The sequence below is a fragment of the Halogranum roseipondis genome, from assembly GCF_059695585.1.
In genome coordinates this window covers 1,045,857-1,070,998 of record NZ_CM185235.1, presented here as the reverse complement: position 1 = coordinate 1,070,998, position 25,142 = coordinate 1,045,857, and the positions used below count along the sequence as shown (strand labels likewise).

Below are 25,142 nucleotides of genomic sequence, written 5' to 3'. Positions count from 1 at the left end.
CGCGCTCTGCCTCGCGCCGGACCGCCCCGACCCGCAGTCTTTTATCAGAGGCCGCAATACCCCGGGACGAATGGAGTTCACGGCCATCCCCGGCGTCGGCGAGAAGACGGCCGCCTCGCTCGCCCGCCTCGACGACGCCGAGCGAGCGCTCCGCGACGGCGACGTGGCCGCACTCGCCCGTGCGCCGGGTCTCACCGAGGGCCGGGCCGCCGCCATCGCCCGCGGAGCGATCCGACGGCGACACGGCGACGACGGCGACTTCCTCGCGACGGACCGTTCCCGCGAACTGTACGAGGACGTCCTCGGCCTCCTGCAGGCACGGACGCAGACGACCTACGCGGAGAAGCGACTGGAGACGCTGTTTCCGAGTGCCACCGAGTCACGCATCGAGGAGGTCCGCGCCTTCGCCACCGAGGCGATGGAGCGCGACGTCGACGACGCCGTCCTCGAGGCGCTCTCGGGCGTCTCGCCGCTCACCTCGCCGCCGACCCAGCGCGTCCGCGAGCGGTGTCTCGCCACCGCCGACGCCGAACGCTACGCCGAGGCCGAGGCGGCGTACCCCGAACTCTCCGTCGAGATCGTCGAGGACGCCCGCGATATCGCCGAACTCGCCCGGTCGTACTCGACGGTGGTCGTCCTCGACGAGTCCTTTGCGGGCATCGACGTCGAGGGCGACGTCCGGGTCCGCCCGGACGCGCTGGAGCACCCCGAAGACATCGTCCCCGAACGCCTGCTCGACTTCTTCGCGGTGAATCGCGGGCGGCTGGAGGCGGCCGCCGAGGTGCACGAGGCTGCCGAGATGGACCCCGCCTGCTCGCTTCCGGACCTGCGGGACGGGCTCTCGCGCGTCGACGACGACGGCGAACTCGTCGGCGACGAGGAACTCGCTCGGTTGACCGCCGCCGTCGACGACGTCGACGCCGCCGTCTCCACGGCGGAGTCCGTCGCCAACGACCATCTGCGGGACGCCATCCGCGAACAGGACGTCACCATCGAGGGGACCGACTTCCTCTCGCTGGTCGAACAGGGGGCGCGGGTCGACTCCCTCCTCGATCGTGAACTGGCCGACGAGTACGACGACGCGCTGACGAAGGCCCGCGAGCACGTCGTCGACAGCCTCTCGCTGCAGTCCGGCGAGACGGGTCCCGTCGACCGCCTGTTCCCGGCCGACCCCTCGTTCCCGGTCGACCACCGCGAGGACGTCGCCGCGCGCCTGGAGACCGAACTGGGCGCGGCTCGCGACCAGCGGGCGGCCCGCCTGAAGGCCGACCTCGCGACCGACCTCGGCGACCTGCGCGACCCCGTCGAGGGGTTGGTCCGCGACGCGCTCGAACTCGACGTCGAACTCGCCGTCGCTCGGTTCGCCCGCGACTTCGACTGCGTGATGCCCGCGCTCGAGGGGACAGGATTCGCCATCGAGGGCGGCCGCTCGCCGCTCTTGGACGTCGACTTCGCGGACGTCGACCCGGTCGACTACGAGGTGTCGGGCGTGACGCTCCTCTCGGGAGTCAACAGCGGGGGGAAGACCTCGACGCTGGACCTGGTGGGCGTCGTCGTCCTGCTCGCGCACATGGGGCTGCCCGTCCCCGCCGAGCGCGTCGAACTCGGCGTCGTCGAGGAGCTACACTACTACGAGAAGTCGCAGGGGACGCTCGACGCGGGGGCGTTCGAGAGCACGCTCCGGGACTTCGCGACGCTGACCGAGGGGGCGGCGAACCGTCTAGTGCTCGTCGACGAGTTGGAGAGCATCACCGAACCCGGCGCGAGCGCGAAGATCATCGCCGGCATCCTCGAGGAGCTCGACGGACAGGAGACGACGGCGGTGTTCGTCTCCCACCTCGCCGGCGGCATCCGCGAGGCCGCCGAGTTCCCGGTCGCCGTCGACGGCATCGAGGCCGTCGGGCTCGAAGACGGTGAACTGGTGGTCAACCGCTCGCCCGTCAAGGACCATCTCGCGCGGTCGACGCCGGAGCTCATCGTCGAGAAACTGGCCGGCGAGAGCGGCAACGCCTTCTACGACCGCCTGCTGAAGAAGTTCTGATCGCCGGGGCGTTCGACCGACAGCGCGTAGTGGAGACTCGGGGCGAGCGCCGCGGCGACGCCCGCGACGACCCACGGGAGCAGCGTCTCCGTCGACCCGACGACGGCCCCCAGACCGACGAGACCGACGCAGAGCACTCCGCCGGCGGCGACGAGCGCCCGGCGAACCCGGCGACTCGCCCCGACGTCGTGGGCGTCGGCGTAGCCGCGCCCGGCGAGGAAGACGAGCACCGCGTCGACAGCACCGAGCACGGCGTCGCCGACGAGCGGCCCGACGACGAGGAGGGCGACGCCGAGCGCGGCCGTTCCGGCGGCCGTCGCGCGGGGCGGGAGCGGACGGAGTCCGCCGTACTGGACGGCGTAAGTGGCCAGCGGTAGCCCGACGACGAGCGTGACGAACAGCGCGTACAGGAGGCGTCGCGGGAGGCTGTCGGTTCGACCCGGTAGTTCCGGCGCTGCGGCGGCGAACAGCACGCAGCCGAGAAGCGTCGCCCCGGCGAGGACGACTCGCGGCGGGAGTACCGTCGTCGGGTCGTCGCTGTGGTGGACCGCGTAGACGCCGAACGGGAGGCCGACGACGGCGGCCGTGAGCGTCGAGCGCGCGACGTCGCCGGTGAAGACGACGCCGGTGACGAGGACGGTGAGGGCGAGGAAGCCGCCGATGACGAGAGCGAACTCGGGGACGCGCTGGCTCATGGCCGGGGGTTGGCGAGCGGCGGCGAAAGGGTTTCGATGGCAGAAAGTCGCCCAGTCTCCGCCAATCGCCCGAACGGAAGGGTTTAGACCGCCCCCGAGGTAAACACGCGTATGCCGGACTGTCCACTGGCCGACGACTGCCCCAGCTTCCAAGAGCGCATCCAGGGGATGGGTTGTCAGCACTACGGCGACCGTGGCGGCGCCGAGTGGTGCAAACACTACAACAAGCCGATCCGCGACCTGAAACAACAGCCGGTGAAACCCGGTGAGGAGGTCGTCGTCGAGGTCACCGACATCCACGAGAGCGGTGCCGGCGTCGGCCGCACCGAAGACGGGTTCATCGTGATGGTCGACGGCGTGCTCCCCGACGCTCGGGCCCGCGTGAAGATCACGCAGGTCAAGTCGAACCACGCGCTCGGCGAGGAGCTCGAGCGGCTCCCGATGGAGGAAGACGCCGACGACGAACCGACCGAGACCGACGACGACTCCCGGAAGCGCGGCCGCGACCGTCCGGACCGCCCGGAGCGACTCGGCAGCCGCGACAACTTCTGGGGCGGTTCGTAGTCGGCCTCGACTCCCCCGAAGCGGCCGTGGACAGTGAATTCTGTACTTTTTTGCGACCCGGACGTCAAGACTCAGCATGGACGACGTCCCCGACGTCGACAGCCTGCTGTCGCAAGCCGGCTTCGACCCCGACCAGAGTATTCTCACGCGTCGGCAGGCGGAGGTGCTCGCCCTGCGCGAGCGCGGCGTCCGTCAGACGGTCATCGCCGACCTCCTGGGCACCTCGCGTGCGAACGTCTCCAGCATCGAGGCCAGCGCCCGCTCGAACGTCGAGAAGGCCCGCGAGACCGTCGCGTTCGCCGAGGCGCTCACCGCTCCAGTCCGCGTCGACGTCGCCGCCGGCACCGACCTCTACGACGTGCCGAAACTCGTCTACGACGCCTGCGACGCCGCCGGCGTGAAGGTGAACCACACCGCCCCCGACCTGATGAAGCGCGTCAGCGACGCGGCCGGCGACGCGGTCCAGGGACGGGAGGTCCGCGACGCGATCCTCGTCGGCGTGACCAGCGACGGGGCGGTCCGCGTCCGGCGGTCCGGCTGATGTCTCGGCGGCGTCGACGGCGATCACGCCGGACGGTACCCGTGGGTTCGATCCCGTTCGTCCCGTAGCCCGCCTGCCCCTCTCCAGTCGACGTCTCCCGCTCGTTCTATCTCCGATCCGGACAGTGTTGGTTATCGCCACTAATCATTATCCCCGAGCTTCACTTCTTTCGAAGATGTTGGCATGACATCACATACTACACAGGAGGTCCGAGCGCGGTACCCGAGAGCCGTCGCTCAGAGCCCTCGTCGTTCGGCGGTCGAGAGCCCCGCCGAGAGAGTCGCTCTCGAAACACTGCCACCCTCCTCGACCACCTCCGAGTACACGCCATGAGCCCGCCCAACCACCGCTCCGTCTCGCGCCGTCGGCTGCTGTCCGCTCTCGGCGCGACTGCCGGGTTCGCGACCGTCGGCGTAAGCGAGGTGAGAGCCACCCGCTCCGGGCGCGACGCGGAGGGCTGTCCCGAGACGACTATCGGACCGTCGATGGTCCACTACGACGACTCGATCCACGAGGTGTGTTCCGACGACGCTCCGGAGACGGTCGCGATACGGGAGGCAGTGAAGACGTCTCTGGCAGACGAGTATCCGACGGTCGGGGCACTGATCGACGCCGGATACATCCCGTACTTCGACTTTTTCGCCGAGGGGAGTTGGTCCCACTGGATCAACCCGGAGTTCATCGGCGACGACTCGATGGTCGACCCCGCTCGGCCGGAGTCGATCCTCGTCGACCACACGTGGTGGCGACCCATCGGAGCGATGTTCGTCGCAACCGTCGATGGCGAACGCCGGGACCCCCCGCCGACGGTCTACGAGGACAGCGGGGCGTGCGTCCCGTGGCACGCTCACGTCGGTCTCCCAGGGCGGTACGCCTGGTGGAAGTACCAGACGGTCTATGGCCACGACGTGGACGGGGAGTTTCCCTGCCAGACACCGTGGATGTTGCACGTCTGGAACTACCCCCACTCCGAGAGCACCTACGCACACGGGGCGCCCGAGTATCGCGGTGGGCCGCCCGCAGAAGATCCCGGATTCGAGACGAACGCCGACCCCGACGAGGAGGAACTCGCTCCGAAGCATCTCCCGGCCGCGCTCTCGGCGACGGTCGAGGACCTGTGGCAGTCACCTCGTTGAGACTCCGGTCCGCTGCACGCGACTCTCGGCCGTTCGTGGGCCGCTCTCCCTGCTCCCGAGAGTTCCGACTCGACGCCGCGACGTCGTTCGCCGTCGACGGGACGCAGACTTTTGTCGCCCCCCCGAGACACTGCTGGCATGAACCTCGAACTGGACGACGACGTCGTACTCGTCACCGCGAGTTCCGCCGGACTGGGCTACGGAAGCGCCGAAGCACTCGCCGACGCGGGGGCGAACGTCGTCGTCTGCGGCCGCGACGCCGAGAAGCTCGCGACGGCGGAGAAGGCCCTGGAGAGCGTCGGAACCGGACGCGCCGTCGGCGTCGAAGCGAACATCACCGACCCCGACAGCATCGAGGACCTCGTTGAGGTCGCCGTCGACGAGTTCGGCGGCATCGACCACCTCGTCACCTCCGCGGGCGGCGTTCCGCCGGGGACGTTCGACGAGACGACCGAGAAGGACTGGTACGGCGCGTACGACATGCTCGTGATGAGCGTCGTCTGGACGGTGAAGGCGGCCGCCCCCTACCTGAAACAGAGCGACGCGGGGACGATCACCTGCATCACCTCGACGAGCGTCCAGGAGGCGATCGACGGCCTCGTCCTCTCGAACGCCGTCCGTCGCGGCGTCGTCGGCCTCGTGAAGACGCTCGCCCGCGAGTACGCCCCCGACGTGCGGGCCAACGCCGTCCTCCCCGGCGCACACGAGACGTCGCGCATCGAGGAACTCGTCGAGGACTCCGTCGCGCGCGGCGAGTACGACAGCTACGACGAGGGACTGCGGGGTTGGGCCGACGACATCCCGCTCGGTCGCGTCGGCGACCCGCGCGAGCTCGGCGACGTCGTCGCGTTCCTCGCCAGCCGCCGGGCGAGTTTCGTCAACGGGGTCGCGCTCCCGGTCGACGGCGGCCGACTGCGGAGTTAAAACTCTTCGTCGGCTTTCAGTCGCGAGACGACCTCGCGGACGCGCTGGGCCTCTTCTGTGGGGACCACGAGCACCCGGTCGTCCCACGCGACGACCGCGAGACCGGAGACGCCGACGAGCGAGACGTGCTTGTCGTCGCTGGCGACGACGTTGTCGGCGGCGTCGACCGTCAGCGACTCGCCGAGTGCGACGTTGCCGTCGGCGTCGGCCTCCAGAACGCGTTCGAGCGCGTCCCACGACCCGAGGTCGTCCCACTCGAAGGCAGCCGGGACGACGGCGGCGTGGGCTGCGCGTTCCATCACTGCGTAGTCGATGCTGACTTCGGGGACGTCGTCGAACCCCTGCGATTCGTCGTCGGCCTCGAGCGCGTCGACCAGCGGTGCCAGCGGCGAGTCGCGAGCGGCCGCCAGCAGCGACTCGGGCGTCCACGCGAAGATCCCCGCGTTCCAGTAGTAGCCGGCGTCGACGTACTCGCTCGCTGTCTCGGCGTCCGGTTTCTCGTGGAACGCCGCGAGGTCGAAGTACGTCTCGCCGTCGAGTTCGCGACGACTGCCGGGCTCGACGTAGCCGTACCCGGTGTCGGGTCTGGTCGGGTCGACGCCGAACGTGACGAGCGCGCCCGTCTCGGCGGCGACTCGCGCTCCCCGCTGTGCGACCGACCGGAAGTCACCGGCGACTGTCTGGTCGCTCGGGAGCACGAGGACGACGCAGTCGCCGACCTCCTCGCGGATTCGGTGGGTCGCGTAGGCCAGCGCCGGTCCGGTGTCCTTGGCGACGGGTTCGGTGAGAACCTCGGCGTCGGGCGCGTGGTCGGCGATCTCGTCGGCGAAGGCAGGGCGCGTCGAGACGAACGTGCGGTCGGCGAAGTCGACACGGTCGACGGTCTCGGCGAGGAGCGAGTCGTCGCCGACGAGCGAGAGGAACTGTTTGGGCCGGTCGGCGCGACTGGCCGGGTAGAGTCGCGTGCCGGTGCCGCCGGCGAGAACGAGTGCGACGAGCGGTCGGTCCATACCGAACGCTGACGCGGGCGCTACAAAACCTCGCCGCTCGTGGCGAGGTGGTTCACCACGTCTCGACGACGCCCTCGCGGACGTCCTCCGCACAGCCCCGGCAGTCGGGGTGATCCGGGTCGAAGCAGGCGGGGTGGCCCTCCGCGTCGACGGCGACGGCGCGCTTCTCGGCGTAGCGGCGACAGACGAGGCGGGCGTTTCCCTCGTCGTCTCGCGGCAGGTCGAACCGCTCGCCCTCCTCGCCCGTCTCGTCTCGCCCCTCGCGGTAGGCGCTGCGGGCCTCGGCGTACCGTCGTCCGGCGCTGCGGAACGTGGTGCGCACGAACCGTTCGAACCGCTCGTCCATGCGTCGGGGTGCGTCCGCCGAGGCCAAAGGTCCGTCGCCTCCGTCGTTCGTCACGTTCCGTCGCTGCGACGGCGGTCTTAAGTCGGTGAAGCACTCACACCGCGATAGATGCGGTTCACCACGCCCGGAGGTTCGAGATGACAGACGAGAGTGTGACTCCCCCCGGTTCCGCCGACGAGAGCGAGACAGTGCGCGTGATGACGTTCAACGTCCGGTACGACACCGAGGAGGACGGCGAGTTGGCGTGGCCGCACCGTCGCCACCGGGTCGCGAGCGTGATCCGTCTCCACCGACCCGACGTGATCGGGCTGCAGGAACCGCTCGAACACCAGCTGTCGTACCTCCGCGAGCAGCTGCCCACCTACGAGTGGGTCGGCGTCGGCCGCGTCGACGGCGACGCGGAGGGCGAACACGGCCCGGTCGGCTTCCGACGGAGCCGCTTCACACTCCAGGACCACAACACGTTCTGGCTCTCGGAGACGCCCCACGTCAGCGGGAGCAAACACCCCAAAGCCTCCTACCCCCGGATGGCGACGTGGGCCGAACTGCGCGACCGGCACACCGATCGGTCGTTCGTCGCGTGCAACACCCACTTCGAACACCGCAGTGTGGCGGCCCGCGAGGAGAGCGCCACGCTGCTCCGTCGTCGACTCGCCGACATCGCGGGCGACACGCCCGCCGTCGTCACCGGCGACCTGAACTGCACCGAGACCGACCGCCCGTACGAACTGCTCACTGCCGCCGACGGCGGCGGCCGCCGCCTGTACGACGCGCAGTACTGCGCCGAACACGGCCACCACGGGCCGACGGTGACGTTCAACCGGTTCGACGGCGCGACCGAGAAGATCGACTACGTGTTCGTCACCGACGGTTCGTCGGTCTTCCAACACGCCGTCGTCGACGACCACTGGGACGGCGTCCCGCCGTCGGACCACGCGCCCGTCGTCGCGGACGTGCGATTCGAGGAGTGAGTCGTCCGTCTATGAGCGGCTCTAGACTGCGTCAGACGCACGACTGACGCCTCCTCCCCTCTGATTTCACTTTCACCGAGTGGCGACATTTTTATACCATCGGGAACCAACCGGCGTATGCCTCTCGTCGAAAACTCAAGCAGAGGCAGTGAGAACCCATGACAGACCTGCGAACCCACGCAGAGGAGATTGCGGCACAGTTCTCGGACCATCTGGACGTCAGCGTCGACGAGGTCGAGGAGCGACTGGACAACCTCGTCAACGAGTACAAGGTCCCCGTCGAGGAGGCGCGCCGGAGCGTCACCAACAGCTATCTCGACGAGGCGGGGCTCGAACGCGACGACATCGCGAGCGGCGCGGGCGGTAGTCAGCTCGTCGAACTCGCGGACATCGACGAAGACGAACAGTGGGTCGACCTGAAGGTGAAGGTCGTCGACCTCTGGGACCCCGGCCACGAATCCATCGCACAGGTCGGGCTCGTCGGCGACGAGTCCGGCACGATGAAGTTCGTCGCCTTCCAGACCTCCGAACTCGAATCGCTCGAAGAGGGGACGGTGTACAGCCTCCAGAACGTCGTCACCGACGAGTACGAGGGGAGCTTCTCGGTCAAACTCAACCGGACGACGACGATCACCGAACTCGACGAGGAGATCGAAGTCGGCGACGACAGCGCCACCGTCGAAGGGGCGCTCGTCGACATCCAGAGCGGCAGCGGCCTCATCAAGCGGTGTCCCGAGGAGGACTGCACGCGCGTCCTCCAGAACGGTCGCTGTTCGGAGCACGGCAACGTCGAAGGCGAGTTCGACCTCCGCATCAAGGGCGTCCTCGACGACGGCAGCGAGGTCCACGAGGTGATCTTCAACCAGGAGATGACCGAGGAGCTCACCGGCGTCACGCTCGAGGAGGCCAAACAGCAGGCGATGGACGCGCTCGACACCACCGTCGTCGCCGACGAGATGCGCGCGATGGTGCTCGGACGCTACTACCGCGTCACCGGCCCGACGTTCGGGCGCTACGTGCTCGCCGACGAGTTCGAAGAACTGAGCGGTCCAACCGATGCGGAAGACGTCCTCATCAAAGCGAGGTCGATGTGAAATGAGTCAGTCAGCCCCCACCCGAGAAGTCGCCCGCCGCGTGTTCGCCCAGGAGTTCAACGACGCCGGATACACGTTCAAAGAGTCCGACGACGAGCGTGCACCCGTCTACCTCCTGCTCCCCAGCGGAGAGAAGGCGAACCGCGTCTTCCTCGTCGGTACACTCACCGAGAAGGAAGACGTCGGCGAGGACTCCGAGTACTGGCGCGGCCGCATCGTCGACCCGACGGGGACGTTCTTCGTCTACGCCGGGCAGTACCAGCCCGAGGCCGCGAGCGCGCTGCGCGAACTCGAGGCGCCGTCGTACGTCGCCATCGTCGGCAAGCCGCGGACGTACGAGACGGACGACGGGAGTATCAACGTCTCCGTCCGACCCGAGTCCATCACCGAGGTGAACGCCGCGACGCGCGACCGGTGGGTCGTCGAGACCGCCCAGCGGACGCTCGAACGCGTCGAGTCGTTCGACGACGAGGGCAACGAGTACGCTCGCATGGCCAAAGAGCAGTACGACCTGCCCGTCGACAGCTACACGCAGGCTGCCATCGGGGCACTCGAGAGCCTCGACACCGAGACCACCGACGAGCTCGCATCCGACGCGCCGGAGCCGGAAGCGTAATCCGACGTAGGATGCGACCCCACGTCCGGCGATTTTAGGCTACCGCGCTGACGTCGCCACTCACGACGGTCGTCGCCCAGAGAGCATCGCGTATACGATCAGCAACGCTCGGCGTCGTCGGGTGACGCAGAATCGAGTCGCCCGGGTGTTGCAGCACCCAGACGCCGGGCCCCACGTAGACACATGAGCCCACTCTCCGTTACCCCCGGACTCACACAAGAAGCTACCGACAGACAGAACGACCACCAGACCGACACGACTACCCGAATCACGGGACCGCACGACGGTCGCGACAGCGACGGCGCACTCGACCACCGCTACTGGCGCTGCGAGCGCTGCGGGTTCGAGAGTACCGACCCGACGCTCCGGACGGGCTGTTTCCGGTGCGGCGTCGCAGGCGAGAACCACGGCGGTGACGATGCCGACTGACCGCACCTCCCCGAGCGGCGGGTGGCGCGACGTCGCGAGGGAACTGTGTGCCGACGGCGGCGTCGACCACGAGAGCGGGGTCGACCCCCACTCGCTCGACCCCTGTCCCGACTGCGGCCGGGTTCCCGGCGTCGACGGCGACGACCTCTGCTGTGAGGTGCATCTCGCCCGACTCGGTGTCGTCGCCGATCGCGACCCGACGCCCGAGTCGTAACGCTACTCCAACGACTCGGCCAGCACCGAGTCGAGTCGCTCGTCGAGCAGACCCGCTTCGACCAGCGTCGCCACCGCCTCGATGTCGGGGTGTGGCGGCCGGTCGTCGACGAGCGGCGGGACGACTTCGCGAACGGACTCGTAGACCGCGCCCGTCCCCGGCGCGTGTGCCAGTTCTTCGTCGACGAACTCGGCGGCCTGCGCCGCACAGAGCAGTTCGACGGCGACGACGGTCCGGACGCGCTCGGTGACGCGTCGCGCGGCGAACGCCGACGTCGCGCTCATGCTGACGTGGTCCTCCTGTCCGCCGCTGACGGGCGTGCTGTCCATCGAGGGTCGCCCCTCCGAGCGACACTCGTTGAGGAGCGCCGCGGCGGTGTACTGCGGGATCATGTAGCCCGACTGGAACCCGCTGTCGGCCGTGAGGAACGGCGGCAGATGCGGTTCCTGCAGGTTGGGGTTGACCATCCGGTCGACCCGTCGCTCGGCGATGGCCGCCAGTTCGGTGAGCGCGTTGACGACGTAGTCGAGGCGGAGCGCCAGCGGTTCGCCGTGGAAGTTGCCGCCGGAGATGACCGCCCCCACGTCGGTGCCACTCGCTCGGTCGTCGACGCGTTCGCGGGCGAAGACGAGCGGGTTGTCGGTGGCGCTGTTGAGTTCGGTCTCGACGGCGTCGCGCACGTGAGCGACGGCGTCGCGGACGGCCCCGTGGACCTGCGGGATACAGCGGAGCGCGTAGGCGTCCTGCACCCGGTCGCAGTTGCGGTGGGACTCGACGATCTCCGACCCCGCACAGAGTCGCTTGACGTTTCTGGCGGTCGCCTGCTGTCCGGGATGCGGGCGGGCCGCGTGGATCGCCGGATCGCAGGAGGCGGTCGTCCCCATCGTCACCTCGGTCGTCAACGCGCCCGCGGCGTCGGCAGCCCGAAGCACCTGCTCGGCGTCGACGACGACCATCGCGGCGAGTCCGACCGAGAGTTGAGTACCGTTGATGAGCGCGAGCCCCTCCTTGGCTTTCAGCGTCAGCGGTTCCACCCCCGCTGCTGTGAGAGCTTCGTCACCGGGGATGCGCTCTGCCTCACCGTCCACTCGGTCTACGTCGGCCTCGCCCTCGCCAAGCAGGACGAGTGCCATGTGCGCCAGCGGCGCGAGGTCGCCGCTCGCGCCGAGACTCCCGCGGGACTTCACGACCGGATGGACGCCCGCGTCGAGCATCGCGAGGAGGTGGTCGACGACCACTTCGCGGATGCCCGAGTAGCCCTTCGCGAGCGCGTTGATTCGGGTGAGGAGCATCGCTCGGACCTCCTCGCGGGTGAGCTCTCTGCCCGCTCCAGCGGCGTGACTGCGGACGAGGTTCGTCTGCAGCCCTTCGACCTTTTCGCGGGGGATGTGCGTGTCGACGAGTTCGCCGAACCCGGTGTTGACGCCGTACACCGGATCGCCGCTCTCGACGATGTGTTCGATGCGCTCGCGGGAGGTCCGGATGGCTTCGCGGGCGTCGTCGGCGAGTGCGACCGGCACGTCGTCGCGGGCGACGGCGACCACCTCCTCGACGCTCAGCGAGTCGCCGTCGAGGACGACCCGTTCTGACTCACTCATGGACCACCTCGCCGTCCTTGAGGACGGTCGCAACCGGGTTGACGCCGAAGTTGTACGGGACGTGGCGGTAGGAGGGCGCGTTGAGGACGACGAGGTCGGCGGGTGCGCCCGTCCGGAGCGTCCCGGTTCCGTTCGTCCGGTCGAGTGCGCGCGCCCCGCCCTCGGTGGCGGCGACGAGCGCCTCTGCGGGCGTGAGTTTCATCCCGGTGCAGGCCAGCGCGACGGCGAACGGCATGCTCTGGGAGTAGCAGTTCGGGTTGAAGTCCGTGGCGACAGCGACGGAGCCGCCAGCGTCGAGAAACGCCCGTGCGTCGGCGTACGCTTCGCCGAGCGAGAACGCCGTCCCCGGGAGGAAGACGGGCGTCACGCCGGCGTCGAGCAGCGCCTCGACGTCGTCGGCGTCGGCCTGCAGGAGGTGGTCGGCGCTCGCTGCATCGACCTCCGCGGCCAACTGTGCACCGCCGAGGTGGACGAACTCCTCGGCGTGGACTTTCGGCGTCAGGCCGTGCTCGACGCCGGCCTCGAGGACGCGCCGAGACTGTTCGACGGAGAAGACCCCCTCCTCGCAGAAGACGTCGCAGAACTCGGCGACCCCCTGCGTTTCCACTGCAGGCAGCTGTTCGGCGACGACCTCCTCCACGTAGTCGTCGGTGTCTCGGCCTTCGGGGACGGCGTGTGCGCCCATGAACGTCGCGACGGCGTCGACCGGATGCTGCTCGTCGGCGCGTCGAATGGCGTCGAGCAGCCGGAGTTCGGTGTCGGTGTCGAGACCGTAGCCCGACTTGACCTCGACCGTGGTGCTCCCGTGTGAGAGCATCGTGTCGAGATGCGAAAGCAGGTTCCCGAGGAGTTCGTCGTCGTCGGCCTCGCGGGTCGCCCGGACGGTCCGCAGGATGCCGCCGCCCTCGGCCATGATCTCCTGATACGTCTTCCCCTGTAGCTTCGCCTCGAACTCGTCGGAGCGGTCGCCCGCGAAGCAGGCGTGGGTGTGGGAGTCGACGAAGCCCGGAACCACGCTCCGCCCGGTCGCGTCGACGGCGTACTGGGCGTTCTCCGGCGGATACTCCCGCGTCACCTCGTCGCTCGGGCCGACGGCGACGACGCGGCTGTCCTCGACGGCGACGGCGGCGTCCTCGTGACGGTGGAGCGGCGTCTCGTCTCCTTCGTCGACTACGACCTCGGCGGCGTCGTGGACGACGGCGGTGAGTTCAGACATGATGCCCTCCGTTCGCGGCATACCCACTTAGGAAGTGGGCCACGGCGCGGGCACCCGCCGCTGCGGTCATCCCGTCCCTGTCGAGCGGCGGGGCGCACTCGACGACCTCGAAGCCCGCGATCCGGTCGTCGGAAGCGAGTCGCCGGAGGATACGAAACAGTTCGCGGGTGGTCAGACCGCCGGGCGTCGGTGCCGACACGCCCGGAGCGACCGACGCGTCGAGGACGTCGAGGTCGACGCTGACGTAGACCTGCTCCACGGACCCGAGTGCGTCGAGTGCGCGCGCCGCCGCGCCGAGCGGGTCGTCGCCGACGTCGTCGGCGGTGACGACGTCGCCGCCCCGCTCGTCGACGTAGTCGGCGTACGCGGTCGACGTCTCGAAGTGGCGCGCGCCGAGACAGGCGTAGCCGTCGAGGCCGGCCTCGAACAGTTGGCGGTAGGGGGTGCCGCTCGTCGCGTCGTCCCGGACCTCCCGGACGTCGAGGTGGGCGTCGAGGTTGACGACGCCGACGCTGCCGCGATCGAGGAGTGGTGCGACGTTCGGGTAGGTCAGCGAGTTGTCGCCGCCGAGGAAGACGGGGAGCGAACCGAGATCGTGGACCCGTCTGCTCGTCTGTCGGACGAGGCGTTGGATGCCACCGACCGTCGCGTCCGGCGACCGGTCGTCGAGTCGACGGAGGTCGGTCACGTCGCCGAGGTCGGCGATCGGTCGACCGCTGCCGACTGCACCCGACTCGAAGTGATGCGTCTTGACGCCCGCGAGCGCCTCGCGGAGTGCCTGCGGTCCCGCCGCAGCACCACGCCGACCGATGACCGCCTCGTCGACCGGTTCGCCGACGATGACGACGGCGAACTCGTCCGCTTCTTCTCTCGTCGTCCCCTGCACGACGTGGCCGAACTGTTCGTCGTTCGGGTCTGCGGACGTTCCGCGCCACTCGAACGACTGGACGAACTCACTCATCGTGATCCCGCATCGGAATCCGGACGTTCGACGTCGTCGCCTCGTCGAGCGCATCCTCGTAGCCCGCGTCGGCGTGGCGAACCACGCCCATCCCGGGATCGGTGGTGAAGACGCGACGGGCCTTCTCGGCGGCGAGTTCCGACCCGTCGAGGACGACGTGGTTGTTCGCGTGCAGCGAGTTGCCGATACCGACGCCGCCGCCGTCGTGGACGGAGACGATGTCCGCACCCGCCGCGCAGTTGAGCAGGGCGTTGAGGATGGGCCAGTCGGCGACGGCGTCGGTCCCGTCCTGCATCGCCTCGGTCTCGCGGTGCGGGCTGGCGACACTCCCCGCGTCGAGATGGTCGCGGGTGACGACCACGGGGGCACTGATCTCGCCGTCGCCGACGAGTTCGTTGATCCGGAGGGCGAACTTCGCGCGTTCGGTGATCCCGTCTTCGTCGGTCGAATAGCCGAGCCAGCAGACGCGACTCGGGAGGCCCTGGAACGCGACCTGTTCCCGTGCGAGGTCGATCCAGCGACTCAGGTGGTCCTTCTCCGGGAACAGTTCCTTCACGGCCTCGTCGGTCCGGTGGATGTCTGCGGGGTCACCCGAGAGCGCGACCCAGCGGAACGGCCCCTTGCCGCGGCAGAACAGCGGGCGGATGTACGCCGGGACGAACCCGGGGAAGTCGAAGGCGTTCTCCATATCCCGGTGTTCCTGCACCTGCCCGCGGATGTTGTTGCCGTACTCGAACGTCACGGCTCCCCTCTCTTGGAGGTCGAGCATCGCCTGGACGTGTCGCTGCATGGTGTCGAGACTCTCCTCGACGTAACGCTCGGGGTCCTCCTCGCGTAGTTCGTCGGCCTCCGCGACGGTGTACCCCGAGGGGTAGTAGCCCTCCAGTTCGTCGTGGGCGCTCGTCTGGTCGGTGAGGAAGTCGGGGACGAACTCGCGTTCGAGCAGCCCCTCCAGCAGGTCGGCGGCGTTCGCGTGGACGGCGATGGAGTAGGGGTCGCCCTGCTCGGCGGCTTCCTGTGCCTTCTCGATGGCCTCGTCGAGGTCGTCCGTCTGCTCCATACAGTAGCGCGTCTCGATGCGACGGTCGATTCGACTCTCGTCGACCTCGGCGGCGATACAGACGCCGTGGTTCATCGTGACCGCGAGCGGCTGGGCCCCGCCCATCCCACCGAGACCGCCGGTGACGGTGATCGTGCCTCGAAGCCCATCGCGGTCGGGGAACTGCTGGCGACCCGCCTCCGCGAGCGTCTCGTAGGTTCCCTGCAGGATGCCCTGCGTCCCGATGTACGCCCACGACCCCGCGGTCATCTGGCCGTACATGATCTTCCCCTCGGCCTCGAGTTCGTGGAAGTGCTCCCAGTTGTCCCACTTGCCGACGAGGTTGGAGTTAGCGATGAGGACGCGGGGAGCGCGTTCGTGGGTCGTGAACCGCCCGACTGGCTTGCCGGACTGGACGAGCAACGTCTCGTCGTCCGCCAGATCGCGGAGTTCCGCGAGGATGGCGTCGTAGGCGTCCCAACTTCGGGCGGCGCGGCCGGTGCCGCCGTAGACGACGAGCTCCTCGGGTTTCTCGGCGACGTCGGGGTCGAGGTTGTTGTTCAGCATCCTCAACGCCGCCTCCTGTCGCCACCCCTTGCACTCGATGTCGGTGCCGGTCGGCGATCCCTGATACTGTCGCCACTCGGCGCTCGGTTCGCCGATTCGGTCTGTCGACTTTGAGGGCTTCTGTTCGCTCATTCTACTCTACAGTTCGTGAACGATTCGCAAATAGCTACGACCCCGCGTGCGGCGGGGTATTTATATATCGGCGCGGAACGGACGGTCGATGTACGAAGCGACGTTCCGAATCCCGGACGCAGGGTCGTACGCGGCGGCGACGGCCGGTTCGGACGCCCGGATCGAACTCTGGTGTAACGACCACTGCGACCTCCTGCACGTCTCCACTGGTGGCGACGGCGAGGCGGCGGTGGCGGTCGTCGCGCGCGTCGAGGAACTCGTCGGCGTACAGGACCGACTGGAGACGACGGACGAACTCGTCGTCGTCACGGCCGACTGCCTCAAGTCGCACGACTCCTCGCACGTGGAGACGTATCTCGCTCGGCACGGCTGTCTCCTCCTGCCGCCGCTTCGGTACGCCAACGGGGCGAAGTTCTGTCGCGTGCTCGCGCTCGACCCGGCGGCGCTCTCGGCGTGTTACCGCGACCTCGTCGACGACGGCTACCGCGTAGGCGTCGAGTCGAAACGCGAGGTCTCGTCGGTGCGGCAGGACGCGCCGCTGCTCACGCTCGACGACGCGTTGCCGACGCTGACCGAGCGACAGCGTGACGTGCTCAAAACCGCTTTCGACGCCGGCTACTACGAGATTCCGCGGCGGACGACGACCGAGGCGATCGCCGCCGCCGTCGGCGTCGAGCGGCGGACCGCCGAAGAGCATCTCAGACGGGCGGAGAACAAGCTTCTGGCGGGGGTGATCGACTATCTCTGACTGTTTCGTCGTCGTCTGACAAACGGTTAAGTGGATGGCTGGTCGAGAGAGAGCCACCGATGGGCAACAAGAACAAGACCATCTCCTTTCGGGTCAACGAGGACGCCTTCGAGACCCTCCGGGAGATCGCCGAGGAGCGCGACATCTCCCTGTCGGCGGTCTTCCGCGACTACGTCGACACGTTGGTTGCCCACGACGGGCAAGTACAGGTCGTCCCCGAGCACGAACTCGACGGCCTCGGAGACGGCGACGAGCCGAGTTTCCCGCCGAAAGTGGAGGTACCGAAGAGCTTCGTCCGCGAGCACGAACGACTCGAACTGGAGGCCGACCACCTCCGCGAGCAGTTAGAGGAGTACAAACGCTACGTGAACCACCTCCGCCAGGAACTCGACGACGAGGAGGAGGTCATCTTCCTCGAAGACTTGGACGGCGAGAGCGACGAACCCTCCTTCCAGCTGGGCTGAATCTCCTACCCGGAGAGTTCTCGTTTCGCCGTCGTCGCCTTCTCTTCCATCTCTCTGTCGCCTTCGACGCCCGCGAGTGCTTCGACCGCTTCGAGCGTCCGGACCGACTGATCGAGGAAGGAGAGGATGTCACCCGGATACGCGTAGAGCATGTACTCGTCGGTCATCACGTCGACGATGGCGTCGGGACCGAGCCCCTGCGCGCGGAGTTCCAGCAGGTAGCGGATGAACTTCCGTTCGGGGTGACCGCAGTAGGGGTTGTCCTCACAGTCACAGTCGAGGAAGTCCTGTGCGAAGTCGAGCACCCGCTCTTGGGTCGCGTCGTCGAGTTTCGTCAGTCCCTCGCCGGTGAACACCAGGTCCAGCGTCGCCCCCTTGAACGCTCCCTTGGGGATGTTCGCCTCCAGTTGGGAGGCGATCTGCCGGTGGTTCTTCAGGTAGATCTTGTCCGTGATAGCCACGCTTGCAGCGAGATACGACGGTGAGCCTGAAAAGGCCCGCGCTTCGGCCGGTCGCGACACGACGCGGGGCGGTGTGCTGAATCGACACACACGAGGCCGGAAGTCGTAACGTATTTGAGCGAAACGGGAGTAGGAGAGGGTGTGTCCGGGTTGGGGTAGTGGACCATCCTTCAGCCTTGTGGAGGCTGAGACGCGGGTTCGATTCTCGCACCTGGACCTTTTCCACCGACACCGCCTTTGCGTAGGGCGATTTTCGCTCGCTCCCACAATGAGTGAGCAATATGACGAAAGGCACAGACGTGGGTTCCCCTACTGATTCGGGGGAATCGGACGCTAATCATGCGATAGAGGCCTCGATCCGAGAAAATTCGGCTATGCCCGACCCCTCACGAGTTGAGGGAATTCGCGTTGTAACCGAACCAGCAGCAGCGCAGTTGACGAACAGACAACTCATCGACTACCACGAACATAGGCACCAGTTCCTTCGATGGGCGCTCAGTATCGGCAAGAAGCCCGAGAAAGGAGAGGGATACGCAACAACCACAGTCAAGGGGCACACGTACCGTCTCTCGCAGTTCTATCGCTTTGTATGGGACGAAGAAGGCGGATACACGACGAACATTACGCACAACCACGCTGACGCCTACATCCGAGAGATAGCCTACGGAGACACGACGACGGAAGACAAGTCTCAGCGAGTGAAGGCACTCAAGATACTGTTCCGTTGGCGATCGTGGGAGTTTGGTGACGATGAGTGGGAGCCTGAACTGTCGTTCTCTCCTGATACGGGCACCTCAAACCCTCGAGACTTTCTCACCCGAGATGAACGTCGACGCGTTCGTGAGGCGGCGCTTGAGTATGCAACTGTACCCGCATACAGTTCACTCAGTCCCGACGAACGAGACCAATGGAAAACCTACCTCGCGCAACGGTTCGAGAAGCCCAAGCGAGATGTTGGTCTCGCTGACTTCGAGCGAGCAAACTCGTGGAAAATCACCTCGCTGATTTGGACAGCTCTCGATGCAGGACTACGGCCTGTTGAAATCGAACGGGCAACGACTCAGTGGGTCGACGTTCAGAACAAGGTACTACGCATCCCACGGGAGGAGAGTGCGAAAGTCAAGGAGAATTGGATTGTGAGTCTGACCGAGCGCACAACAAATGCACTCGAACGGTGGTTGGTCGAACGGAACCAATACTCGAAGTACAACGATACGGATGCACTATGGTTGAATCGGAAAGGAAACCCGTATCGCTACTACTCACTGAACCGTATTCTCCGCGATCTCTGTGAAGATGCACGAATCGATACTCGAGGTCGGGACATGACTTTCTACACAATACGTCGTAGCACGGCGACCATTATGGCTCGGGAGGCGGGATTGGCGGCAACACAAGCGCAACTACGCCACAAATCCGAGCGGACAACGCTACGTTATATCCAAGCACCTGTCGAGGATCGACAGAAAGCACTTGAACGGATGGGGTGACAGATTTGCCGACTAATAACCACAGGTGGGGGGCAAGACCGCTAAAGGACACGTGGCCACCTACGGGACGCAAGCGATGAAGGACTGCGACCGAATCAGAGACATCAATCGTTGTCGCGAGTGTTCAGTGCCCCAGGAAGTCCATGTTGAACGGTTTGGGCGGAAACTTATAGTCCACCATATCTACCAGCAGAGGAATGCCTCGGAGGTGGACCCGTGCAATGAGGACGGTACAGACGATACAGACGACGAGCCACAAACCGAGACCGTCGAGTTCGATGGTGAGAAGTTAGTGGCCGTCGACGGTGACACCATCCGCGAGAAGTCGAGGAATGCCGACAAATTAGGTATCGGTATTCGCGATCTCAAAGGCGTTAACGTGTATCTGTACGCCGATGTCTACCGCGAACTCCAACTGCAATACAACGCGATGAATACCGACTATCTCCGAGCACACAACGAGCAGCTGGAGAAAAATAAGATGTTCATCAATGCAGTAGTTCGTGCAGGCTTGAAGAGCGACGAACTGAAACAAGAATTGAAAATAGAGTGATCGCTGTCACACGATAGACGATTGAAACGACACTCATTCATGACTTCCATTGGTGTCGTGATCAACGTGACAATGAAGTTGGCAACCCATGTGTTCATCACACAGGTGAACATCCACCCATTCGTGTTGTGACTACTCCGTTTGGGCTACGCAAATGAATTCGCTGTCAAGCGCAAATCTCCGCATTTCTTCCACCTGTTGCCGTCTTTGGCACGCACCTCTTCATGGTCCAACTAGGTGAGAGGAACGTCCAAATCAGCATGGTCGATGCATACTCTCATTATCCATCAGATAGAACCGAGTTCCATGGTCGCAAATCCTGACGATAGCTCCGATCGGGAGGAGACAATCTTGGCCAACGGAGATTCTCTTCGTAAGCGGGTTGGCATGGTCGATGTCGACCAGGATCTCACGTGCTCTACAGAGCAAATGCGCGATCTACTCGGGCTCTAATTGAAAAACTCGTTGAGAGATTTTTTCAAGAATCCATTCTTACGATATTACTGGCGTACGCCACAGCGGTACCCACAGGTGGGGGGAAATTATAACCATTCCAAGCCATTGACTAACCTGACTTATAATAGATGTTGTCAAAAGAATTCAGACAGTTACTCTTTCTACTCTCAGCGGGTTGTCAGAAGCGTCGTGCAACATACAGAGGGTGAGTTTGGCAAACAGTTCACTCACGAGGCACAGGCCAACTCCCACAAATAGAAATTGTCATAGTATGAAAATCATGAATTCAGAGGCAAGAATCGTGGTAAGGCCAATAGTAGCAAAAGATTGAAAGATTTTCGACCAAGAGCGGTTTGCAAATAGATATCCGAGTGTCCCAGATATCAGAAATATCAGGCCCAATGTTGGGTAATCGAAGGGGAAGATTAGCCGATTGAGGATTCCAAGGACGATCCCGAAAACTAAACCTGTCTGGACTGGTGATTCTGTGAATTCAAATCGACGCTCCTCAGATGTAGTCGCCCCCATGAATTCTGAGATACATTGGCTATTTAAAAATAACCCGGTACTAAAAGAACCAATGAAAATAATATGTTTTGACTCTGACCGACTTGCGCCCTCTATTCAGCACGTCGATTTCAGCAGATCGGAAACATGTGACGTTGAAGTGTACGAAGACTTCCGCTAATCGCTAAATAACACGCACTCATCATTCATTATTGTAATTGGGGTAATTCTTGAGATCGAAGGCATAGTCGGGCCACTTCTCACTATCCTCTTTTCCGTACCGCTCATTCATGTGCTCCGTTGCTCGGTGAAGTCTATGTGCCTGTGAGAGACGCTCGTCATCACCAGTGACTGCCCAGTACGGTTCCTTGTGTCGAACGAGGTCACGCTCGTTCAATCGCGACAGAAGAGGTTCGATGTCCTCTCGTACGACATCGGTCTAAAACTCGAGAAACTCAGTCGCATAGAACCATCCATAGCCGAGTGAGTATCTATGGTTGCCCAAACCCAATTAATGCATGAACGTGCTTAGAAAAGCTTATTTACGTGATACTATTACAAGAAATTAATCACTATAGGCCAACAGCTCGCCTTTCTTCGACTGACGGTGTACCGTCTCAAAATCTCAGTTCTATCTGTCTAACTATGTGCGAAACTAACTCCGAAACCGACGCCGACGAACGCCAACCCGACTTCGATGACCGTCCCATGGTCGTCGACACGCGTGAACAGAAACCCTACACATTCGACTCGTACGACGTCAACGTCGTGTCCGACACGCTCGAGACTGGCGACTATTCGATTCGCGGGTACGAAGATGCGTTCGCAGTCGAACGCAAATCGCCACACGACTTCCTCAACTCAATCGGTCGCGATCGTGACCGATTCAAGCGAGAAGTGCAGCGTGCTGAATCGTTTGACATCCCGATGGCAATCGTCATCGAAGCACCGCGATCAGAGCTAGAAAACGGCTTCGACGGACGCGACGTCGGATCGAACCAAATCGAGGGAACTATCGATGCATGGGAACGCCGATACAACATCGACTGGTACTTCGCAGATGACCGCAGTGACGCAGAACAACTGACGCACGATCTTCTACGGATCCGTCGCTCGATAATGAGACTCGAGGAGTAGGTTACGAACTAAAACGGCAGTCAACGCCGTTCAACCTCTCTCTGCACATCAACCTGCGTCCTTGGTCGGATGTGGTTCGTCAGGTGTGTGTGCAGCCCACTCATCTCTGTCTTCAGTCCCGTATTGCTCGTTCAACCGTTCAGTTGCTCGATGGAGCATATACGCCTGAGAAAGCCGTTCAGTGTCACCCGTGATCGCCCAGTAAGGTTCCTTGTGTCGAACGAGACCACGTTCCTCCAACCGTGACAGGACAGCGTCAACTCGCTCTTGTCCCACCTCTGTCTCGTTTGCAATACGGGTTGTTGTGTATGCGTGGTCATCGTTCGCGGAAAGGAAGTCCACCACCCATTCTACGTCGGTACGGTTTTGAAACGCGTCGTCGTCGTCGGCTCGCTCGAAGGTGTCGATGTCAATTGAATCGTGCATGTGTCTGCCACGCGATCAAGCATGTTAACAGTAGAGATGCGGACGAAAGGACACTACTCAACAATGCGCCCCGATTTGGGGCACGTCAATCGGTACAAGTGACTCTCATGAATCAAGCGTCACAGCGATACCCACAGGTGGGGGGAGATTACAACCACTCGAATTGATCTCGCAGTGACCGCTTAATATTCGAGAGGCCCTTCTTCGAGAGTTCGTATTGCTCAAGTTGCTCGGTGAGCCGCTCAGACTTCTTTTCCTTCACCTCCATCCATTCCTCTCTTTCCTTATCCCTACATTCGTCTGACAAATGCGACCAGTCCATCGGTCTTTCATCACGCTGTAGAATAAGAGACGCCAATCCGATTGCTACCTCTTCGATGCTATACGCGTTGAGCGCGCCATCAGTGAAGTCAACGGATGCGATCAAGCCAACGACAGTCTCCCTTTGATTCCGATTGACGAGATCTTTGACTACGGCATCGGCAACACGGAGCTTGAACTCGAATTGTCTCTCTTTTTTATTTTGATCGGAGATTACACGTGATTGATGGGGGACATGATAGTCGTTCTGATGCTTGTAGAGACGGTCGTAGAACTTCTCTTGGTACGTGTGTGATTTTCTAAAAGTTATGCCGTTGGCGTCTCGTGCTTTAAAGTAAGTAGCGGGGCTATACGGTGACAGATCGAATGGTGTCCATCCAGGCGTCTGCTCGGGGAATTTCGTTGCAGTCTCTGTAGAGTGACAATCTTGTTGACTCAGAGAACCGCATCCTGGTCGACAACGAAGGTGGGACGATTCGGGGCGATATTCAGAGGGTGTCATTTAAATAGGGGGGTGTGGGGATATTATTATTAATGAAGGGACATGGTGAGACGACCGCATCGAGTTACTCGAGTAGTTCTCGATCGGGTGAGCCTGCTTCGCGGGCCTGCAGTCGATCTCGTGATTTGGGGCGTCTCCCCCGACGGAAACACCACAGCGTTAACCACAGGTGGTGGGGGGACACTAACCCACAAGCAGACCGAAGCCAGCACCGACCGTTACTCGGTGCTTCCCTCATAATTTGGGTCGTACAGGTTCTCGTTCTTCTTGATTGCATTCTTGATTGTCATGTCACCGTACGTTTGGTCGCCTCGGAGACTGTCCCATTTTGGTCGCATCCGTTTCGATTTTCGAAATATTCGATCGATGCGTGATTTGTCCTCTCTCGTCCAATAGGCAAGCATGGCACAGAGAGCCATGTCCGCTTCACTCGGACTTGGATGACCAACATCTGCACCGTTCCATAGTCGCGTGAACTTCTCGCCGTTGGCTGCGTTTTTCGCCTTTTCAATCAGCTCCTCATCCGAGAGTCCGACTCTATCGTCCGAGGTTTGCCTCTGTTTTTGTGGCTTCGCTGTTTCGGAACCGTCTCGGTCGTTTGCTGCGAGATACTCATCGTAGATGGAACGGACTTCTTCCGCTCTTGTCTCCACAGTCTTTGGTGTTCCTTCGACGTGCTTGCCAGTGACCGTCACATAGCCGTTGGAATCATACACTTCAATTCCACCGCCACGGCAGCGAGAGCCTGGTTTCTCACCGAAGACAGGCAGGTGAAAACCATTGTCAGATGGGCTGTACTCCGTGTAGGAATCGAGTCTGTCAATGAGTGCTTGCTCAGAGGCGTCGACAGTTCCATCCTCTCTTACGCAGTCGTCGAAATCGAATACAGTGAGGCAATCGCTATCAGAGAGAACGATGCCGAGTCCATCTGCCGACATCTCGTCTCCGCTGTACGCATCGTAGGCGGTCTGAAAATCGGTTCCGACATTCGGGTCGGTTGGATCGACCTTTCTTCCCGTACGTGAGTCACATGGCGGTTTCTTGCCCTCTACCTCCTCCCAACAGATCCATCGGTTGATATCTTTGAGCGATTGCGGGATGTCGTCGGGACTGATCATTCGAGTCTCTCCTCCCAATCGGCGAGGAACTCGGCTGTAGAATCGAGTTGGGTGTTTTTCACTTCGCTTGCTACTTCATTCACTAGTGGGAGGTGCAGATTTCCGACGAGCTTGAACGTCACACTATCGAAGAGAGACGTTTGTTCTTCCGTGCGTGCGACTTCATCCGCAACTATCTCGTGGGGACAGCTTTTGTCCCCACGCATGTATTTGACAGCATCTTCGTTGTCGCAGTAGACCATCACCGACTGCATTTCAGGGAATCTAGCGTACTCTGACAGCCGTATCGACCCCTTCCGAATTGCATGAAGTGTTGCCATTGAGCTGATGCCTCTCTTCGCCCGCCCACCGACCATCTCGATTCGTCCTCCGTACTCTGCGGACCGCGAAAATAGTCGCTTGTCGTGTGCGTCGGGGAGCGTTATGCTGAAACAGTAGTTTCCGTTCCTGCTCGTGCAACGCAGCTCTAAGTCGTGCTCCTTGTCCGTCTTCGGCGGGATTCTCATCGCCGCCTCGTCTTCTGTTTCTGTCATGCTGCACCCAAGCATTCAGACCGATCTGAATTAATTCTTATGGCCAAACTAGACAAACAAATTATTCCTCGCCAAATTACTGTGGAATAATGCCTAAATTTGGCTCAGAGGTTGAAAATTTGGATAAAATTGCAGGGGTGGTTGGGGTCGTGCCGTTTGAGGCCCAAAATCAGAGCCAATGAGGGAAACCAAGACCTATCGTATCATTTGTACCTTGCTTTTGGGTAGAATAGCTACGTGGCAAAAAAGGTGTTCATAGGGGGTGTACTGCCCATTGTACGGGATTAGTGCTCCGAGACAAAACGTTCAACTTTTTGGTATATTTGTTCATG

The 25,142-nt window shown here is 63.4% G+C and carries 27 protein-coding genes and 1 tRNA gene; 16 read left to right on the top strand and 12 right to left on the bottom strand.

Annotated features, from left to right (window positions below):
• Positions 1-70: 70 nt before the first annotated feature.
• A complete protein-coding gene (locus EOHIBHHM_RS05750; RefSeq protein ID WP_497255483.1) occupies positions 71-2,041 on the top strand; it encodes a MutS-related protein in 1,971 nt (656 codons plus the stop codon).
• Here the strand turns inward: EOHIBHHM_RS05750 and EOHIBHHM_RS05745 are convergent.
• Positions 2,014-2,736, bottom strand: coding sequence for a hypothetical protein (locus EOHIBHHM_RS05745; RefSeq protein WP_497255481.1), 723 nt, complete (start codon positions 2,734-2,736; stop codon positions 2,014-2,016). The two genes, EOHIBHHM_RS05750 and EOHIBHHM_RS05745, sit on opposite strands and share 28 nt — an antisense overlap.
• Positions 2,737-2,847: 111 nt before the next feature.
• Here EOHIBHHM_RS05745 and EOHIBHHM_RS05740 point away from each other — a divergent pair, with 111 nt between their 5' ends.
• The 4 genes from EOHIBHHM_RS05740 to EOHIBHHM_RS05725 all read left to right on the top strand — a co-directional run bounded on the left by EOHIBHHM_RS05740 (position 2,848) and on the right by EOHIBHHM_RS05725 (position 5,901).
• Positions 2,848-3,300, top strand: coding sequence for a TRAM domain-containing protein (locus EOHIBHHM_RS05740; RefSeq protein ID WP_497255479.1), 453 nt, complete (start codon positions 2,848-2,850; stop codon positions 3,298-3,300).
• Between the two features lie 40 nt (positions 3,301-3,340).
• On the top strand, positions 3,341-3,841 hold the full coding sequence (locus tag EOHIBHHM_RS05735) for a Tfx family DNA-binding protein (protein WP_497256922.1): 501 nt from the start codon (positions 3,341-3,343) through the stop codon (positions 3,839-3,841).
• A gap of 329 nt (positions 3,842-4,170) precedes the next feature.
• Entirely contained in the window at positions 4,171-4,977 is an 807-nt protein-coding gene (locus tag EOHIBHHM_RS05730; protein WP_497255477.1) for a hypothetical protein, read from the top strand.
• Positions 4,978-5,115: 138 nt separating this feature from the next.
• On the top strand, positions 5,116-5,901 hold the full coding sequence (locus EOHIBHHM_RS05725) for an SDR family oxidoreductase (protein WP_497255475.1): 786 nt from the start codon (positions 5,116-5,118) through the stop codon (positions 5,899-5,901).
• Here the strand turns inward: EOHIBHHM_RS05725 and EOHIBHHM_RS05720 are convergent.
• Positions 5,898-6,911, bottom strand: a complete 1,014-nt coding sequence (locus tag EOHIBHHM_RS05720) for a mannose-1-phosphate guanylyltransferase (RefSeq protein ID WP_497255473.1) — start codon at positions 6,909-6,911, stop codon at positions 5,898-5,900. The two genes, EOHIBHHM_RS05725 and EOHIBHHM_RS05720, sit on opposite strands and share 4 nt — an antisense overlap.
• 52 nt (positions 6,912-6,963) lie before the next feature.
• Positions 6,964-7,257 (bottom strand): DUF7091 family protein, encoded by a 294-nt coding sequence (locus EOHIBHHM_RS05715; RefSeq protein ID WP_497255471.1) that lies wholly within the window; start codon positions 7,255-7,257, stop codon positions 6,964-6,966.
• A gap of 137 nt (positions 7,258-7,394) precedes the next feature.
• On the opposite strand from EOHIBHHM_RS05715, the gene EOHIBHHM_RS05710 reads away from it, so the two are divergent.
• The 5 genes from EOHIBHHM_RS05710 to EOHIBHHM_RS05690 all read left to right on the top strand — a co-directional run bounded on the left by EOHIBHHM_RS05710 (position 7,395) and on the right by EOHIBHHM_RS05690 (position 10,581).
• Positions 7,395-8,228, top strand: coding sequence for an endonuclease/exonuclease/phosphatase family protein (locus EOHIBHHM_RS05710; protein ID WP_497255469.1), 834 nt, complete (start codon positions 7,395-7,397; stop codon positions 8,226-8,228).
• 158 nt (positions 8,229-8,386) lie between these two features.
• Positions 8,387-9,322, top strand: coding sequence for a replication factor A (locus EOHIBHHM_RS05705; RefSeq protein WP_497255467.1), 936 nt, complete (start codon positions 8,387-8,389; stop codon positions 9,320-9,322).
• A gap of 1 nt (position 9,323) precedes the next feature.
• Positions 9,324-9,938: an RPA family protein gene (locus tag EOHIBHHM_RS05700; protein WP_497255465.1), complete on the top strand. Its 615-nt coding sequence runs from the start codon at positions 9,324-9,326 to the stop codon at positions 9,936-9,938.
• Positions 9,939-10,121: 183 nt separating this feature from the next.
• Complete coding sequence (locus EOHIBHHM_RS05695; RefSeq protein ID WP_497255463.1) at positions 10,122-10,367, top strand: DUF8118 domain-containing protein; 246 nt, start codon at positions 10,122-10,124, stop codon at positions 10,365-10,367.
• Positions 10,357-10,581, top strand: a complete 225-nt coding sequence (locus tag EOHIBHHM_RS05690) for a hypothetical protein (RefSeq protein WP_497255461.1) — start codon at positions 10,357-10,359, stop codon at positions 10,579-10,581. Before EOHIBHHM_RS05695 ends, EOHIBHHM_RS05690 begins: the two co-directional genes overlap by 11 nt.
• A gap of 2 nt (positions 10,582-10,583) precedes the next feature.
• Here the strand turns inward: EOHIBHHM_RS05690 and hutH are convergent, their stop codons facing one another.
• Genes hutH through hutU form a run of 4 tightly spaced genes read right to left on the bottom strand, consistent with a single transcriptional unit; the run spans position 10,584 to position 16,094 of the window.
• Positions 10,584-12,179, bottom strand: coding sequence for a histidine ammonia-lyase (gene hutH / locus EOHIBHHM_RS05685; protein ID WP_497255459.1), 1,596 nt, complete (start codon positions 12,177-12,179; stop codon positions 10,584-10,586).
• Complete coding sequence (gene hutI, locus EOHIBHHM_RS05680; protein WP_497255457.1) at positions 12,172-13,395, bottom strand: imidazolonepropionase; 1,224 nt, start codon at positions 13,393-13,395, stop codon at positions 12,172-12,174. The genes hutH and hutI overlap by 8 nt, the downstream gene beginning before the upstream one ends.
• Positions 13,388-14,356, bottom strand: a complete 969-nt coding sequence (gene hutG, locus EOHIBHHM_RS05675) for a formimidoylglutamase (protein ID WP_497255455.1) — start codon at positions 14,354-14,356, stop codon at positions 13,388-13,390. Before hutG ends, hutI begins: the two co-directional genes overlap by 8 nt.
• Positions 14,349-16,094, bottom strand: a complete 1,746-nt coding sequence (gene hutU / locus EOHIBHHM_RS05670; protein WP_497255453.1) for a urocanate hydratase — start codon at positions 16,092-16,094, stop codon at positions 14,349-14,351. Before hutU ends, hutG begins: the two co-directional genes overlap by 8 nt.
• An 88-nt stretch (positions 16,095-16,182) precedes the next feature.
• Between hutU and EOHIBHHM_RS05665 the strand changes: the two genes are divergently transcribed.
• Together EOHIBHHM_RS05665 and EOHIBHHM_RS05660 are read left to right on the top strand one after the other, a co-directional pair.
• Positions 16,183-16,842, top strand: a complete 660-nt coding sequence (locus EOHIBHHM_RS05665) for a helix-turn-helix domain-containing protein (protein WP_497255450.1) — start codon at positions 16,183-16,185, stop codon at positions 16,840-16,842.
• A 59-nt stretch (positions 16,843-16,901) separates the two neighbouring features.
• Positions 16,902-17,306 (top strand): DUF8146 domain-containing protein, encoded by a 405-nt coding sequence (locus EOHIBHHM_RS05660; protein WP_497255448.1) that lies wholly within the window; start codon positions 16,902-16,904, stop codon positions 17,304-17,306.
• Between the two features lie 5 nt (positions 17,307-17,311).
• Here EOHIBHHM_RS05660 and EOHIBHHM_RS05655 read toward each other — a convergent pair whose 3' ends face one another.
• Complete coding sequence (locus EOHIBHHM_RS05655) at positions 17,312-17,767, bottom strand: DUF5814 domain-containing protein (RefSeq protein WP_497255446.1); 456 nt, start codon at positions 17,765-17,767, stop codon at positions 17,312-17,314.
• A 144-nt stretch (positions 17,768-17,911) separates the two neighbouring features.
• On the opposite strand from EOHIBHHM_RS05655, the gene EOHIBHHM_RS05650 reads away from it, so the two are divergent.
• The 4 genes from EOHIBHHM_RS05650 (at position 17,912) to EOHIBHHM_RS05635 (ending at position 21,910) form a co-directional block, all read left to right on the top strand.
• A tRNA-His gene (locus EOHIBHHM_RS05650) sits at positions 17,912-17,984 on the top strand.
• Positions 17,985-18,141: 157 nt separating this feature from the next.
• Positions 18,142-19,257 (top strand): tyrosine-type recombinase/integrase, encoded by a 1,116-nt coding sequence (locus tag EOHIBHHM_RS05645; RefSeq protein ID WP_497255444.1) that lies wholly within the window; start codon positions 18,142-18,144, stop codon positions 19,255-19,257.
• Positions 19,258-19,384: 127 nt separating this feature from the next.
• Positions 19,385-19,810, top strand: coding sequence for a DUF8160 family protein (locus EOHIBHHM_RS05640; protein WP_497255442.1), 426 nt, complete (start codon positions 19,385-19,387; stop codon positions 19,808-19,810).
• Between the two features lie 1,608 nt (positions 19,811-21,418).
• Positions 21,419-21,910: an ERCC4 domain-containing protein gene (locus EOHIBHHM_RS05635; protein WP_497255440.1), complete on the top strand. Its 492-nt coding sequence runs from the start codon at positions 21,419-21,421 to the stop codon at positions 21,908-21,910.
• Between the two features lie 48 nt (positions 21,911-21,958).
• Here EOHIBHHM_RS05635 and EOHIBHHM_RS05630 read toward each other — a convergent pair whose 3' ends face one another.
• From EOHIBHHM_RS05630 to EOHIBHHM_RS05615, 4 genes are all read right to left on the bottom strand, one after another.
• Positions 21,959-22,336 (bottom strand): MarR family transcriptional regulator, encoded by a 378-nt coding sequence (locus tag EOHIBHHM_RS05630; RefSeq protein WP_497255438.1) that lies wholly within the window; start codon positions 22,334-22,336, stop codon positions 21,959-21,961.
• A 148-nt stretch (positions 22,337-22,484) separates the two neighbouring features.
• A complete protein-coding gene (locus EOHIBHHM_RS05625; protein WP_497255436.1) occupies positions 22,485-23,159 on the bottom strand; it encodes a hypothetical protein in 675 nt (224 codons plus the stop codon).
• Between the two features lie 218 nt (positions 23,160-23,377).
• Entirely contained in the window at positions 23,378-24,277 is a 900-nt protein-coding gene (locus tag EOHIBHHM_RS05620) for a phage NrS-1 polymerase family protein (protein ID WP_497255434.1), read from the bottom strand.
• Complete coding sequence (locus EOHIBHHM_RS05615) at positions 24,274-24,810, bottom strand: hypothetical protein (RefSeq protein ID WP_497255432.1); 537 nt, start codon at positions 24,808-24,810, stop codon at positions 24,274-24,276. Before EOHIBHHM_RS05615 ends, EOHIBHHM_RS05620 begins: the two co-directional genes overlap by 4 nt.
• Positions 24,811-25,142: the final 332 nt, after the last annotated feature.